Here is a 13,408-nt window from a genome sequence, read left to right on the forward strand (position 1 = left end):
GCGAGGAAAGATAGCAACCACGCGGGGGCTGCGCAAGAGCGCCGAAGGGTGCCTGCCCGCGAACGGAGGGATTCGCCTTTGAGATGATTTTTTGAAAAAATTCATTGCAATTTTACATGATTGAGAAAGGAATTTCACTCTCACAGTAAATCCTTCGGCGCGCCTGAGACATTGCCAGCGGAAAGCAGTTGGACTAACATGCCCCACGTTCGGGCTGACGTATTCAATGCCCGGGCGAAAATAGCCACATCTTCAAGATGCCGGGATTGCACCGGCCATGTCCGGCTCCAGCGTAGAGCATTTTCTCTTTGAAAATGCTCTGCTGACGCGAAAGCGGCAGCCGCCGCAACGCGGCGTACATTCAGGCGAAAACCGCGTTTTTCGCCTGAATGCCACCTTTGACTTTCATAAAAAGTCAAAGGTAATCTGCTCTAGTATCGGGGGAAACATGCATCTGCGTAAACGGGTTCTGGTCACCGGCGGTTCCGGCTTTCTGGGGTCGCATCTGTGCGGACGACTGCTTGACATGGGCCATGAGGTGCTCTGCGTGGACAATTTCTTTTCCAGCGCGCGGGCCAATGTGGAAGAGTTCATGGACCACAGGCGTTTTGAACTGATCCGCCATGACGTCACGTTTCCACTCTATGTGGAAGTGGACGAAATTTACAACCTCGCCTGCCCTGCCTCGCCCGTGCACTACCAGCATGATCCCGTGCAGACCATAAAAACCTGCGTGCATGGGGCCATTAATATGCTCGGCCTGGCCAAGCGGCTGGGGGCGCGCATTTATCAGGCTTCCACCAGCGAAGTGTACGGAGACCCGGAAGTGCACCCGCAAACCGAGGACTACTGGGGCCATGTGAACCCCAACGGCATCCGCTCCTGCTACGATGAAGGCAAGCGTTGCGCCGAAGCCCTCTTTTTCGCCTACCAAAGACAGGGCGGTCTGCCCATTAAAGTGGGGCGCATTTTCAATACCTACGGCCCCAAGATGCATCCCAACGACGGGCGCGTGGTTTCCAACTTCATCATTCAGGCGCTTAAAAACGAGCCGATCACCATTTGCGGCGACGGCAGCCAGACCCGCTCCTTCTGCTATGTGGATGATCTTGTGGAGTGCATGTTGCGCTTCATGGCCTCGCCCGACGATTTTACGGGCCCCATGAACATGGGCAATCCCGGCGAGTTCACCATCAGAGAACTGGCGGAAAAGGTGGTGGCGTTGACAGGCAGCAGCTCGCCCATCAGCCATGTGCCCTTGCCCGGCGACGACCCCAGACAACGGCGGCCCGACATCACGCTGGCCCGCGAAAGGCTGGGCTGGGAGCCCCAGGTGTCGCTGGAGGAAGGGCTCAAAAAAACCATTGCCTATTTTGAAGGCCAGCTGGCGGCCGGGCTGGCCTGACCGGCATCGGGCGCAGCGAACGCCCGCGGAGCCCGAAAAAATTTGAACCGGCGCGCGGCGCGCCCCTGCGCCCGGTTCCCGCCGCCTGGCGGGAAGCCTGCCGCGGCCTTGATCGCTTCACAGAAAAAAATTTTTTCTGTCCCGAAAAAGTTTAACATGGTGATTTTATAAGAAAAAGAAATTTTCAGCCGTTTCTGGCCCCCTAAAGAGTAAAAATTTTTGCACGAATAGACTTGCAATGCGGGCGGCGCTTCTATATAGTCTGCTCGCGACGGGAAACCGCCTCCAAGGTGTTCACAAAGACAAATCGTCCCCGCCAGGGGGCAAAAGAAAGGAAGGTTAACCATGAAAAAGATCGCTACTCTTCTGTTGGCGGCCGGCCTGGTGTTCGGCGCGTCCACAGGCGCCAGCGCCATTGACTTCAAAGCCAAAGGCCAGTGGATCATGAGTTTTGACTACGGTCAGAATGGCGGCTTCACCGGCGGCAACGGCATGACCGGTTTTAACCAGGCCACCAGACGCGGCAGCAATGAGGACGAGTTTGAGGCCCGCCAGCGCGTGCGCCTGCAGTTGGACGCCGTGGCTTCCGAAGCCCTGTCCGGCACGGTCTACTTTGAAATCGGCGACCAGATCTGGGGCCAGGCCGGCGATAACAAGGGCGGCGCGCTGGGCGCGGACGGCAATAATGTCATTGAGGTGAAAAGAGCCTACATCGACTGGATGGTGCCCCAGACCGACCTGAAGGTGCGCATGGGCATCCAGGGCATTGCCCTGCCCAGCTTCACCACGGGCAGCAATGTGATGAATGACGACGTGGCCGGCGTGGTTCTCAGCTACAAGTTCAACGACAACGTGGCCCTGACCGCCCTGTGGGCCCGCCCCTTCAATGACAACTTCGGTGGCTGGAACAACAACGGTGTGACTGAAGACAGGAATTACATGGACAACGTGGACATGTTCAGCCTGATTCTGCCCCTGACCTTTGAAGGCGTGAAAGTGACCCCCTGGGCCATGTACGCGGGCATCGGCCCCAATGCCTTCCGCAGCAACAACGATTACTTCGGCAGTACGCCTGGCGCGTCTTCCCAGTATTACAGAGCCGGCATGGTTCCGGCGGGCGGCGCCCTGCACAAGGACGGTACGCCCGTGACCGGTAAGAAGCTGTCCTCCTACGGCGATGCCTGGTGGGCCGGCCTGACCGGCGAAGTGACCGCCTGGGACCCCTTCCGTCTGGCCTGGGATTTCAACTATGGCGGCGTGCAGTATGACGACAGCCATTGGAACCGTCAGGGCTGGCTGGCCTCTCTGCTCTTCGAGTACAAGCTGGATTGGGGTATTCCCGGTCTGTACGGCTGGTACGCCTCCGGCGACGACGACGATCCGTCCAACGGCTCCGAGCGTATGCCCAGCGTGAGCACCGGCAACAACAACAACGGCTTCTCCAACTTTGCCTTCAACGGCAACCCCTACATCGCCCGGGATGCCATTCTCAGCTACAATATGACCGGGACCTGGGGCATCGGCGCGCGCGTGAAAGATGTGAGCTTTGTGGAAGACCTCAAACACACCCTGCGCGTGAACTACATCGGCGGCACCAATGATCCCAAGATGGCCAAGTACATTGTGGGCAGGGGCTATGAGGGCTTCGCCCCGACCGGACGCGGCATCGTCGGTCCCAACATGCAGGCTGTAGGCATGGACCCGCTGTATATGACCACGGATGACAGCGCCCTGGAAATCGGCCTGACCAACACCTACCAGATGTACGAAAACTTCACCGTGATGCTGGACGCCGCCTACCTGGCCACCTGGCTGGATAACTCCAAATCCGTGTGGGGCCACAGCGAGATGAACGGTCGCAGCGACCAGGTACGCGATCCCTGGAACGTCAACCTGAGCTTCGTGTACTCCTTCTAAAAGAGCGCACGCGCAGCAAGATCTATGAAAAAGGGGGGCCGAAAGGCTCCCCTTTTTCTGTGCCTCTGCATCAGGGCAGCTTCAGTCCGGAGCGTTTTGCGCATGAAAGGAGCAAAATGCTCCAGTGTCAGCCCTGCCCTGTGCGCCAGTCTGTATTGGCAAACGCAAAAAACGTGCTTATAGCTTGGAGAGTCCTTCACCTGAACCCTTCCGCCATGCAAAAACCCGATTCTGCCACCATTCCCCAGGCTCCCGGGGTTTACCTGTACAAGGACGACCGGGGCCGGGTCATCTATGTGGGCAAGGCCCGCATTCTGCGGCGGCGCGTGCTTTCCTATTTCCGGCCGGAGGGCCTGCCCGCCAAGACCCGGGCCATGCTGGCCCATGCCGCAAGCCTGGAGTATCTGACCACCACCAGCGAAAAAGAAGCCCTGCTTCTGGAAGCGAGCCTGATCAAAAAATATCGCCCGCATTACAATATTGTGCTGCGCGACGACAAGCAATATGTGCTCTTCCGGCTCAATCTCAAGCATCCCTTTCCGCGGCTGGAAACCGTGCGCCGCGCCCGCCGCGACGGCGCGCGCTATTTCGGGCCCTTCACCTCGGCCCTGGCCGCGCGCGAGACCTGGAAGATCCTCCACCGCGCTTTTGCCTTGCGCCGCTGCTCGGATCGGGCCATGAAAAACCGGGTGCGGCCCTGCCTCTATCATTTTATGGGCCAGTGCCCGGCCCCGTGCATGGGGCTGATCACCCCGCAGGCCTATCATGAGGCCGTGCATAAAGTCTGCGAATTGCTGCAGGGGCGCGCCGTGCCCTTGTTGCGCGAGCTGCGCGCGGAAATGGATCAGGCCGCTGAGGAGCTGGAATTTGAAAAAGCCGCCATTCTCCGCGACCAGATTCGGGCCGTGGAGTGCACGGTGGAGCGCCAGGCCGCGGTCTTGCCGGGTGGCGGCGATATGGACGCCATAGGCCTGTTCCCTGCGGGCAAGGGCCTTGCCCTGGGCATTGTCTTTGTGCGTAACGGCGCGGTTACCGACGGTCGGGCCTTTTACTGGCCGGGGCTGAGCTTTGAGGACGCGCCCGAGCTGCTCTGGTCCTTTGTGAGCCAGTATTACAGTCAGGCCACGCCTCCGCCGCGCGTGCTTTTGCCCTGGCTGCCGCCGGATCTGGATTCCGGCCTTGACGACAACGCCGACAGCGAGGCGCAAGAGCCGGCGCAGGCGGCGCGCCACGGGCAGGATCTGCCCGCCGCGCCGGATCGCGTGGAGGAGGCCGCGCAGGCGGCAAATGGCGCTTTGCTCTCCGGGCGCGAGCTTTTGGAGCAGACTTTGGCGGATCGCCGGGGCGGGCCGGTGCGTATTGTGCCGCCGCAACATGCCGCGGACAACCGCTTGATCGACATTGCCCAGTCCAATGCCCGCGAAGAGGCGCGCCGATGCCAAAACCAGGATGAGCTTTCCATTCTGGAGCGTCTGGCCGCCGCCCTGCGCCTTCCGGCCGCGCCGCGGCGCATTGAATGTGTAGACGTTTCACATACCGGGGGCCGCCAGACCAGGGTCGGCCTGGTCGTCTTTGAAGACGACCGCCCAAGCCGGTCGCAGTATCGGGCCTTTGCCATGCCGGACAGCGGCGACGATTACGCCACCCTGCATGGCTGGATTGCGCGGCGGCTGGAAAGCGGCCCGCCCTGGCCGGATTTGCTGCTCATTGACGGCGGTCGGGCGCAACTGGCTGTGATTCAGCGGGCCTTGGCCGAGGCCGGGCAGGAAGGTCTCTTCAGCCTGGCGGCCATTGCCAAGGCCCGGGACGAGCACGGGCAGGCCGATCGCCGCGCAGGCAATGTGGCTGACAGGATTTTCGTGCCGGGGCGCGCCAATCCGCTGCCCTTGCGCGAAGGTGGCCCGGAATTGCTGTTTTTGCAGAATGTGCGCGACGCCACGCACCGCTTCGCCATCGGCCGCCACCGCCGGGCGCGCAGCGGCGCCGCGCTTTCCGGCGAGCTCATGCGTCTGCCCGGCATCGGCCCGGCCACGGCGCGCATGCTCTGGGAGAAATTCGAGAGCGTGGAGGCTATGCGCGCCGCCACGCTGGCGGATCTGCGCTCTCTGCCCGGCATCGGCAAGGCCAGGGCGGCCATCTTGCTGGAAAAGCTCAAGAATCTGAGCTAGAGCATTTTCTCTTTGAAAATGCTCTAGCGCCTGTTCGGAACCTGCCATGATCCCCGGTATGAGGGCACGCGCGGCATACCGGGGATCGACTTGATCGGCGCGGCGCACCGGGCGTGAAGCGCCACGGAGAGCATTTTCCCATTGCAATCAGGCAAGGGTCGCCGCAATCCACGCCGCCTGGAACGCGGCGCAGGCGCAAGTTCCCGGCATTGGGCGTATATTCTCTTCTGCTGCGCATGGCGCGGGAGGAAAACGGCATGGCGAATTTTTTGTATCTTTCGGATGTATTCTGCCCGTGGTGCTATGGTTTCGGGCCTGTGCTCGAGCGATTGTGCGCGGAGCACCCGGATCTTCCTGTGCGCGTGCTTGGCGGGAATCTTGTGCCCGAACCTGTGAGCCTCGCGCAACTACAGGAAGATTCTCCCCGGTTGCGGGATTTTTTTATCCGCCTGGAAAAAACCACGGGCAGGCCAGTGAGCGCGTTTTTGCGCCTTTTGGAACACAGGCCGGGCCTCTGCCTGAACTCCACGGCAATCTCCCTGTCTCTGGCGGCCCTGAAGCGCCTTGTGCCGGGTCAGGCTCTGCCGCAGATGGAAGCTTTTCAGGAGTCCCTCTACGGTCGGGGCGAGGATGTGCTTTCCCGTTCCGTGCAGCATGCGCTGGCGGCGCGCTGGAATGTGCGCGCCGCGGACTTTGATCAGGCTCTGGCCCAGGACGCCACGCAAGAGCAGGCCCGCTGCGAGGCACAGGAAGCCGCCGCGCTGATGGGCGAATTGCGCCTCTATCCCACGCTTTTTTTGGAGCAGGGCCAAAAGCGGCTGCTGCTGGCCCGCGGCTATGTGCCCTATGCCATGGTGAAGAAGGCGCTGGCCGCCGCTCTGGCGGGTACAAGCGACCAGGCGGCGCAAGGCCGGCCTGGCGGCCCGTATGACGGCATCCGTGAGGGGGGGCAACACTCCGGGCGCTGATTTCTGTTGCCCCCAGACTTGCCCCAAAAGTGGTGGATGTCAATCTGCCCGAAACGGCCTCTCTGGAGGAGGTATCCGGAAAACAGCGAAGTCCCGCAAGGCTTTTCACACCTTGCGGGACTTCGCTGTTTCTGAAAATGGTGGGCCCACCAGGACTTGAACCTGGGACCTGCCGGTTATGAGCCGGAGGCTCTACCAACTGAGCTATAGGCCCGGAACGGAAAGCATAGCGTCAAGGCCGCCGTGTCGTCAAGGCGAGCGGGGCCCGGATTCAGGGTTGACGCATCTTCTGCGGCAGCCGGAGGCAGTTCCGCGGTTGGCGGCGGCTTTCATACACGCATGACGATCAGCGTCGGCTCCCTGGGCCATGATCCGGATGGGCCGATCCGTCCGGGCCCATGCGGAAGCAGCCGACGCTACATGGCCGAGCCGGTTTCCAAAAGGGCGATTTGATCGTCCATGGCTTGTTTCAGCGGGCCGGGCAGCCCCATGATTTCCACGTTCAAAAAGCCGCGCACAATGGTGGAGGCAGCTTCGTCCTCGTCCAGACCGCGCGCCATGAGGTATTCGATTTCCTCCTGGGCGATTTTGCCCACTGCGGCCTCGTGCGAAAGCTCCACGCCGTCCTGGTTGCTGTTCAGCTCAGGAATGGCGTGGATGCGGCCCCCGCCCATGATCAGGCCCTTGCATTCCAGATGCCCCCTGGCCGGGGCCGCGGCAGCGCCGATGTAGCCCCGGTTGATCACCGTGCCGCCCGTGGTCAGCACGCGGGAGATGATTTCGCCGCGCGTGCCCGGGGCATTGAGCTCAATGCGGTTGCCGCAGTCCACATGGGAACCCGTGGGAGCCACGATCACGGAATTGAAGCGGGCCACGGCCCCCTCGCCGCTGAGTTCCATGCGCGGGTACATCTGCAGATCGCCCACCGGCCTGAGCAGAATGTAGTTGTTCTGGAACTCGCCCCCGGCTTCCACGCGCCCGGCCGAGCGCGGGCGCACGGTGGTGGTCTCGCTCCAGTTGTGGATCATGGTGAAGGTCAGCTTGCCGCCTTTTTCCACATAATATTCGGTAATGCCCAGATGGGCGGAGTCGCGGGCCTCGTGCGCCGTGGCGCAGCCGCCCAGGATGTGCAGCTCCGCGTCTTCCTCCACAATCACGATATTGTGGATGCTCTGGCCCGCGCCCTGGCCCTTGATGAACATGCAGGACTGCACGGGCTCGGTCAGTTTGACGCCCTTGCGCGCCCGCACGAAATAGCCGCCGTTAAGGCGATCATGGGCCATGCGGGTGAAGTCGTCCTTGCCCGGATCAAGCAACTGCCAGTAGTGGCGCGGCAGCCCGTCGTACTTTTCGAGGGCCGCCCGGATGTCCATGAGCTCCAGGCCGTCCCGGCGGGTCTGGCAGTGCACGCCCGCGTGGTTGAGCTGCATGAACGCGCCGCTGACCCGGCGGTCCGTAACGTCGATGCCCGCCAGAACCAGGCGCTCGCGATCCTCGCGCGGCATGCGGGTCAGATCCTCGATGGGCGCGGCGTTTTCGCCGCCGCTGAAAGAAAAGCGGGAAAGATCCACGGTGCTCATGCCAGGGGCGCCTCCGCGATTGTGCCGTACATCTCGCCGGTCAGGCAGCGCAGGCATTCCTGATAGCCGTGATGGGCAATGTGATCGAGAATTTCGCGCGGCCGGGCCTCACAGCAGAGCTTGCCGTGGTACATGACCTGACCGCGGTGGGCATTGACGTATTCCAGAATATGGCCGGTGTGGGTGATGATCAGACCGCTGGTGGAGCGTTTCTGCTCCCGCTGGCGCAGCGTGGCGCTACAGCCGTGGGGCATGCCGTCCAGCAGGCAGCGCACGGTTTTGCCCACCAGGGCCATGTTTTCCAGATCCACGCCGGATTCGGGCTCGTCAAAGAGCAGCAGATCCGGCTTTTGGGCCATGAGCTGCAAGAGTTCCGAGCGCTTGATCTCGCCGCCGGAAAAGCCTGCGTTGACGTCGCGATCCAGAAATTGATCAAAGTGCACCTTGCGGGCCATGTCCGGGATGTTCATCTCCCGGCCGCGGCCGCACAGCTCCACCAGCTTGCCCGTGGGCAGGCCGTGGATGGTGGGCGGCCGCTGAAAGGACATGCCGATGCCCAGGCGGGCCCGCTCGTGCATGGGCGCGCGGGTGATGTCCGTGCCTTTGTAGATAATGCGCCCCTGCGTCACCTCATAGCCGGAAACGCCCATGATGGTCAGCAGCAGCGTGGTTTTGCCCGAGCCGTTGGGCCCGAAAAGGATGAACGTCTCGCCCGGCCTGATGTGCAGGTCAATGCCCTTGAGCACCGGCGTGCCCTGGATCGAGACATGCAGATCGCGGATTTCAAGCATTATGATCCCCGTTTTCCCCGAGATATTCCAGCACGTCGGCGTGGACGTGCTCCAGAATGTGCGTCAGCGTGGAAATGCACTCGTCGCCCACGGCCTTGCCCAGCAGAGTGACGATAAAGGCGGCGCGCTTGGCGTTGAGCAGGGCTTCATGCCCGGGCTCCGCGCCGGGGGGCGTTGCCCGGATGGCCTCGCTGAAGGCCGCAAGCTCCTCCTCGCCGAGATGCTTGATGGGCTGGGGCTCATTATCGAGATAAACCACGCCGTCCAGCAGCTTGAGCATGACCGGCTTGCCGTGCATAACGGCAATGCACACTTCCATAGTTTTCCCCTTGGTGATGGCGATAGCGGCATAGTGGCAAACTTGCCCGGCCCTGTCCAGTCCTGTTCGACCCTGTCCCGGGGCTGGCCCCAGGCTCTCATCAAGACGGCTCTTGCAGGCGGCGCGGGCTTTGGCTAGCATGGGCAACGGAGGCCCCTATGTATGTGATCACCGGCGGCGCGGGCTTTATCGGCAGCGCCCTGCTCTGGCAGTTGAACCGCATGGACATGGACGAGATCGTGGTGGTGGACAACCTCGGAGCCACGGAGAAGTGGCGCAATCTGGTCAAACGCCGCTATGTGGAGTACCTGCACCGGGATCGTTTTTACGAGCTGATCCGGCGCGACGCGCTGCCCTGGAAGATCACGGCCGTGGTCCATCTCGGAGCCTGCTCCTCCACCACGGAGCGCGACGCGGATTTTCTGATGGAAAACAACTTCCATTACAGCCGGGATCTCTGCCGTTATGCTCTGGACAAGGGCGCGCGCTTCATCAACGCCAGCTCGGCCGCCACTTACGGTGACGGCTCCCTGGGCTTCAGCGACGATCCCGCCCTGATCCCCCGGCTCAGGCCCCTGAATATGTATGGCTATTCCAAGCAATTGCTCGATCTCTGGCTGTTGCGCGAAAAACTGCACAGCGAAGTGGTCAGCCTCAAGTTTTTCAATGTCTACGGCCCCAACGAGTACCACAAGGGCTCCATGCAGAGCGTGGCGGTCAAGGCCCAGCGCCAGATCGCGGCCCAGGGCAAACTCTCGCTCTTCAAATCGTGCGTGCCCGGACTGGCAGACGGCGAGCAGAAGCGGGACTTTGTCTACGTCAAGGATTGCACGGCGCTGCTGGCCTGGCTGCTGGAGCGCAAGGACGTCTGCGGCATTCATAACGTGGGCGCCGGGAGGGCGCGCAGTTTCAACGAGCTGGGCCGGGCCGTGTTTGCGGCCCTGGGCCGGGAGTGCCGCATCGAATATCTGGAGATGCCCGCAAACCTGCGTGGCAAGTATCAGAATTACACCTGCGCCGAGATGGGCTGGCTCACGCGCGTGGACTGCCCCCTGGATTTCACCTCCCTGGAGGAAGGCGTGGCGGACTATGTGCGCAATTACCTGGAAACGAGCGATCCGTACCTTTGAGCCATTGCACTTTGAAGTTACCCTCGTCGTTTCAGGAAATCCAATTATGCCTGGTTAGCATGTAATTTCATCATGTTAAAGCGTTTTGCTCATTTCATTGACAAACCGCTCTCAAACATCATTTGCTTGCGACTCTCGCGGCGAGTTCGCCCGGCGCATGTCACAGCCGTTGCAGCTCCCTGCAAATCCGTAAAAACAGAACGCCGACAGGCACATGTACGTCGGCGCTGCTTCCCCGGGAAGAGATTTTCCGGCCCAGGCACCCGCCGGGGCCGGAAAATCGTGTGGGGAGGGGAGTATGCAAAGGCTGCCGAAAAACCGGGCACATGCGCGCCCGGTCCTTTTCAGGCGGCCATGGTGTCGAAAAGTTCCTTGGCGTTGCTGTTGGCCGGATTGGCTCCGAGCACGGATTCCAGGTGCTCGCGGGCTTCATCGCCGCGGCCCAGGTAGATCAGGCAACCGGCCAGAGTGACGCGCACTGCTTCCGTTTCCACGCCGGTTTCCAGGGCGGCCGTCAGATAGGGCAGCACTTTTTCCACGCAGCCCACCTGATAGGATTCGCGCACCAGGCAGTTGAGCGCCACCATGTTTTCCGCCGTTTTGTCCAGAGCGCGCGCAAAGTAGCCGAAAGCGTCCTCATGCTTGCCCTGCTCCATGTAAACCAGGCCGATGCCGCAGAGGGCCTTGTCGGTTTCTTCCACAGCCGCGGCTTTTTGGTAAAGCACCAGGGCCTTGTCCAGTTCCGAGCGCTGCACGGCCACGGTGGCCAGGCCCATATAGGGCGCGGCGCTCTGGGCGTTATTGGCGGCGGCCTTGCGGTAGTATTCCTCGGCTTTGTCAAAATCGCCCATAAACAAATAGCATTCGCCCAATTCCTTATTGATTTCGTAATCCAGCTGATTGTCCATGGTTTCCTCCCCATTGAGGCTGTTTTCACGCGGACGCTGTATGCGTCTGTGGCTTGTGCCTCCCCTTATGCAGTGCTTGTGCCAAAAGAAAAAAAGTAAATAAAATCAATGATATTTTTTTCTAAAAAAACTCTTGCAAGAAGTCCTTTTCTGTATCGGGCAGGCGAGTGCGCCAAAGACTTGGCAAAAAAAACGGGCCCGCGAGGCAGTTTTTGCCGCGCAGGCAATTTTTGCCGGCTTGCGCATGGGCAATGGCGCCCGGCAGGGCGCGCCGGATGCGCGCCCATGCGCCAGGCGCAGGCGAGTCTTCGAGCCGTACGGATGGCGACAGCAGGAGAAGGGCAGGCTGCCGCGCTATGCAGGCGAGGACAGGTGTAAAGATCTCGCGCCGCCGTGAACATTGATATGATGCAGCAGCACGCCCAGCACGCCTTCAATGTCCAACTGGGAGGTGTCGATGATCAGCGCGTCCGGGGCCGGGCGCAGAGGCGCAACGGCCCGGTTGCGATCCAGAGCGTCGCGCTGGCGGATCTGCTCGGTCAGCACTGTCAGTTCGGCCTGTTCGCCGCGATTTGCCAGATCGCGCAGGCGGCGCATGGCGCGCACTTCCGGCGCGGCGTCCAGAAAGAATTTGAAACGCGCATCCGGAAAGACCACGCTGCCCATGTCCCGGCCTTCGGCAACCAGGGGGGAGGCTTCGCCCATGGCGCGTTGCGCGGCCTTGAGCAGTTCACGCACCACCGGCACAGTGCCGATGCGCGCGGCCAGCATGCCCACCTCTTCGGTGCGCACTTCGCCGCGCACGGCCCTGCCGTTGCAGAACAATGCCGCGCTCCGGCCTTTGCCCGCAATGCTGAATGTCCATTCCTTGCAGCGCGCGCGCAATTCTTCTTCAGGCAGCAGCTCCGCGCCCGGGCCAAGTTTGAGGGCCAGGCAACGGAACATGGCCCCGGTGTCCAGATAGGCCAGATCCAGGCTTTCGGCCATGCGCCGGGCCAGAGTGGTTTTGCCGACCCCGGCCGGACCGTCCAGCGTCACCACAGGCAGGTTGCCGCTCATGCTTTTTCTCCATGCAGAATGTCGCGCATAGCGGCCAGAAATGCCGCGTTTTCATGTTCTTCTCCCACGCTGACGCGCAGATAATCCGGCAGATTGTAGCTTTTGAGCGGGCGGATGATAATGCCGCGCCGCAGCAGGGCCTCAAAGCAGCCTTCAGCCGGGCCCGCGCCCGCGGGCAGGCGAAAAAGGAGAAAATTGGCCGCGCTGGGCCAGACTGTGCAGCCCAGGGCCGTGAGCCCGGCTTGCAGAACGGCCCGGCCGTTGCGCACAGCGGCCAGAGTGGCCTCGCGAAAGGCCGTGTCGGCCAGGGCGGCCAGGCCCGCTTCTTCAGCCAGGATATTCACGGAAAAGGGCAGCCGCGCGCGCCAACAGCAGGCGGCCAGGGCGGGCGGCAGCACGCCGTAGCCCAGGCGCAGACCGGCCAGGCCGAAACTTTTGGAAAAGGTGCGCAGAAAGGCCGTATTGTCCGGCAGTTCGTTGGCGGCCAGCAGAGAGTGATCGGCCTCGTTTTCGGCAAAGTCCATATAGGCTTCGTCCACCACCAGCAGGCAGTGCGGGGCCAGTCGGGCCAGCCGCCGGGCCAGATCCCGCACGGCTTCGCGCGTCGGGCACCAGCCCGAAGGGTTGTCCGGCGTGGTCACAAAGACCAGGCGCGTGCTTGCATCCACCAGACCAAGCAGGGCGTCGAAATTGAAGGAAAAATCTTTTTCCAGCGGGCAGCGGCGCACTTCGACGCCGGAGATCCGGCCCTGAATGGGATATATGCTGAAGCAGGGCTCGAAGCAGGCCAGGGAGTGACGGCCGGGCGCCGCCAAAATGCGGATCAGGAGATCGATGATTTCATCCGAGCCGTTGCCCACGACCAGCCGGTTTGCATCCACACGGTGAAAGGCGGCCAGGGCCTTGATCAGCCTCGGGTTGCCGCCCTGTGGATAGCGAAAGGCCAGAGCCGCATGGCGGATAATGGCTTCCCGGACCAGGGGCGAGGCGCCCAGGGGATTTTCATTGCTGGCCATTTTAATGACCTGCGAAAGACCATAGTGATCCTGAATTTCCGCAATGGAACGTCCCGGCGCGTAGGGCTTGAGAGCCTCAATTTCCGGGCGCGCGCTGATCTCGGGCATAATCACCCCAAAAAAAGCCGCCGCTGGCGCGACGGCTTT

12 protein-coding genes and 1 tRNA gene are annotated in these 13,408 nt (G+C 61.8%); 5 read left to right on the forward strand and 8 right to left on the reverse strand.

Going from position 1 to position 13,408, the window contains the following annotated elements; all coding sequences use genetic code 11:
* The first annotated feature begins 448 nt into the window (after nt 1–448).
* Nucleotides 449–1,405 (forward strand): UDP-glucuronic acid decarboxylase family protein, encoded by a 957-nt coding sequence (locus G7Y52_RS03980; protein ID WP_165066566.1) that lies wholly within the window; start codon nt 449–451, stop codon nt 1,403–1,405.
* Here the strand turns inward: G7Y52_RS03980 and G7Y52_RS03985 are convergent.
* Nucleotides 1,369–1,752, reverse strand: coding sequence for a hypothetical protein (locus G7Y52_RS03985; protein WP_165066423.1), 384 nt, complete (start codon nt 1,750–1,752; stop codon nt 1,369–1,371). The two genes, G7Y52_RS03980 and G7Y52_RS03985, sit on opposite strands and share 37 nt — an antisense overlap.
* Here G7Y52_RS03985 and G7Y52_RS03990 point away from each other — a divergent pair.
* The 3 genes from G7Y52_RS03990 to G7Y52_RS04000 all read left to right on the forward strand — a co-directional run bounded on the left by G7Y52_RS03990 (nt 1,751) and on the right by G7Y52_RS04000 (nt 6,458).
* Complete coding sequence (locus G7Y52_RS03990; protein WP_165066426.1) at nt 1,751–3,322, forward strand: outer membrane homotrimeric porin; 1,572 nt, start codon at nt 1,751–1,753, stop codon at nt 3,320–3,322. The genes G7Y52_RS03985 and G7Y52_RS03990 overlap by 2 nt on opposite strands.
* A gap of 215 nt (nt 3,323–3,537) precedes the next feature.
* Complete coding sequence (gene uvrC / locus G7Y52_RS03995) at nt 3,538–5,490, forward strand: excinuclease ABC subunit UvrC (RefSeq protein ID WP_165066429.1); 1,953 nt, start codon at nt 3,538–3,540, stop codon at nt 5,488–5,490.
* A 257-nt stretch (nt 5,491–5,747) separates the two neighbouring features.
* Entirely contained in the window at nt 5,748–6,458 is a 711-nt protein-coding gene (locus G7Y52_RS04000) for a DsbA family protein (RefSeq protein ID WP_165066432.1), read from the forward strand.
* Between the two features lie 138 nt (nt 6,459–6,596).
* Here the strand turns inward: G7Y52_RS04000 and G7Y52_RS04005 are convergent.
* The 4 genes from G7Y52_RS04005 to G7Y52_RS04020 form a co-directional block, all read right to left on the reverse strand.
* Nucleotides 6,597–6,672 (reverse strand) — tRNA-Ile (locus tag G7Y52_RS04005).
* Nucleotides 6,673–6,874: 202 nt separating this feature from the next.
* Nucleotides 6,875–8,038 (reverse strand): SufD family Fe-S cluster assembly protein, encoded by a 1,164-nt coding sequence (locus G7Y52_RS04010; protein ID WP_165066435.1) that lies wholly within the window; start codon nt 8,036–8,038, stop codon nt 6,875–6,877.
* Nucleotides 8,035–8,829, reverse strand: coding sequence for an ABC transporter ATP-binding protein (locus tag G7Y52_RS04015; RefSeq protein ID WP_165066438.1), 795 nt, complete (start codon nt 8,827–8,829; stop codon nt 8,035–8,037). The genes G7Y52_RS04010 and G7Y52_RS04015 overlap by 4 nt, the downstream gene beginning before the upstream one ends.
* Nucleotides 8,822–9,289, reverse strand: coding sequence for a hypothetical protein (locus G7Y52_RS04020; protein WP_241159582.1), 468 nt, complete (start codon nt 9,287–9,289; stop codon nt 8,822–8,824). Before G7Y52_RS04020 ends, G7Y52_RS04015 begins: the two co-directional genes overlap by 8 nt.
* A 17-nt stretch (nt 9,290–9,306) precedes the next feature.
* Between G7Y52_RS04020 and rfaD the strand changes: the two genes are divergently transcribed.
* Nucleotides 9,307–10,278, forward strand: a complete 972-nt coding sequence (rfaD, locus tag G7Y52_RS04025) for an ADP-glyceromanno-heptose 6-epimerase (protein ID WP_165066444.1) — start codon at nt 9,307–9,309, stop codon at nt 10,276–10,278.
* 344 nt (nt 10,279–10,622) lie between these two features.
* Here rfaD and G7Y52_RS04030 read toward each other — a convergent pair whose 3' ends face one another.
* The 3 genes from G7Y52_RS04030 to hisC form a co-directional block, all read right to left on the reverse strand.
* Nucleotides 10,623–11,186 carry a tetratricopeptide repeat protein gene (locus tag G7Y52_RS04030; RefSeq protein WP_165066447.1) on the reverse strand — a complete coding sequence of 188 codons (564 nt, stop codon included), beginning with the start codon at nt 11,184–11,186 and terminating at the stop codon, nt 10,623–10,625.
* 354 nt (nt 11,187–11,540) lie between these two features.
* Complete coding sequence (gene cmk / locus G7Y52_RS04035; RefSeq protein ID WP_165066450.1) at nt 11,541–12,245, reverse strand: (d)CMP kinase; 705 nt, start codon at nt 12,243–12,245, stop codon at nt 11,541–11,543.
* On the reverse strand, nt 12,242–13,369 hold the full coding sequence (gene hisC / locus G7Y52_RS04040) for a histidinol-phosphate transaminase (protein ID WP_165066453.1): 1,128 nt from the start codon (nt 13,367–13,369) through the stop codon (nt 12,242–12,244). The genes cmk and hisC overlap by 4 nt, the downstream gene beginning before the upstream one ends.
* Between the last annotated feature and the right edge of the window lie 39 nt (nt 13,370–13,408).

Source organism: Desulfovibrio sp. ZJ200, assembly GCF_011039095.1.
In the GTDB taxonomy this organism is placed as follows: Bacteria; Desulfobacterota; Desulfovibrionia; order Desulfovibrionales; family Desulfovibrionaceae; genus Desulfovibrio.

Excerpts from the sequence above, each read along its gene's own strand:
- G7Y52_RS04015 (WP_165066438.1), bottom strand. The coding sequence starts at position 8,829 with ATGCTTGAAATCCGCGATCTGCATGTCTCGATCCAGGGCACGCCGGTG.
- G7Y52_RS03980 (WP_165066566.1), top strand. The coding sequence starts at position 449 with ATGCATCTGCGTAAACGGGTTCTGGTCACCGGCGGTTCCGGCTTTCTG.
- uvrC (WP_165066429.1), top strand. The coding sequence starts at position 3,538 with ATGCAAAAACCCGATTCTGCCACCATTCCCCAGGCTCCCGGGGTTTAC.
- G7Y52_RS03990 (WP_165066426.1), top strand. The coding sequence starts at position 1,751 with ATGAAAAAGATCGCTACTCTTCTGTTGGCGGCCGGCCTGGTGTTCGGC.
- hisC (WP_165066453.1), bottom strand. The coding sequence starts at position 13,369 with ATGCCCGAGATCAGCGCGCGCCCGGAAATTGAGGCTCTCAAGCCCTAC.
- G7Y52_RS04030 (WP_165066447.1), bottom strand. The coding sequence starts at position 11,186 with ATGGACAATCAGCTGGATTACGAAATCAATAAGGAATTGGGCGAATGC.
- G7Y52_RS04020 (WP_241159582.1), bottom strand. The coding sequence starts at position 9,289 with ATGCTAGCCAAAGCCCGCGCCGCCTGCAAGAGCCGTCTTGATGAGAGC.
- G7Y52_RS04010 (WP_165066435.1), bottom strand. The coding sequence starts at position 8,038 with ATGAGCACCGTGGATCTTTCCCGCTTTTCTTTCAGCGGCGGCGAAAAC.
- G7Y52_RS04000 (WP_165066432.1), top strand. The coding sequence starts at position 5,748 with ATGGCGAATTTTTTGTATCTTTCGGATGTATTCTGCCCGTGGTGCTAT.
- cmk (WP_165066450.1), bottom strand. The coding sequence starts at position 12,245 with ATGAGCGGCAACCTGCCTGTGGTGACGCTGGACGGTCCGGCCGGGGTC.
- G7Y52_RS03985 (WP_165066423.1), bottom strand. The coding sequence starts at position 1,752 with ATGGTTAACCTTCCTTTCTTTTGCCCCCTGGCGGGGACGATTTGTCTT.
- rfaD (WP_165066444.1), top strand. The coding sequence starts at position 9,307 with ATGTATGTGATCACCGGCGGCGCGGGCTTTATCGGCAGCGCCCTGCTC.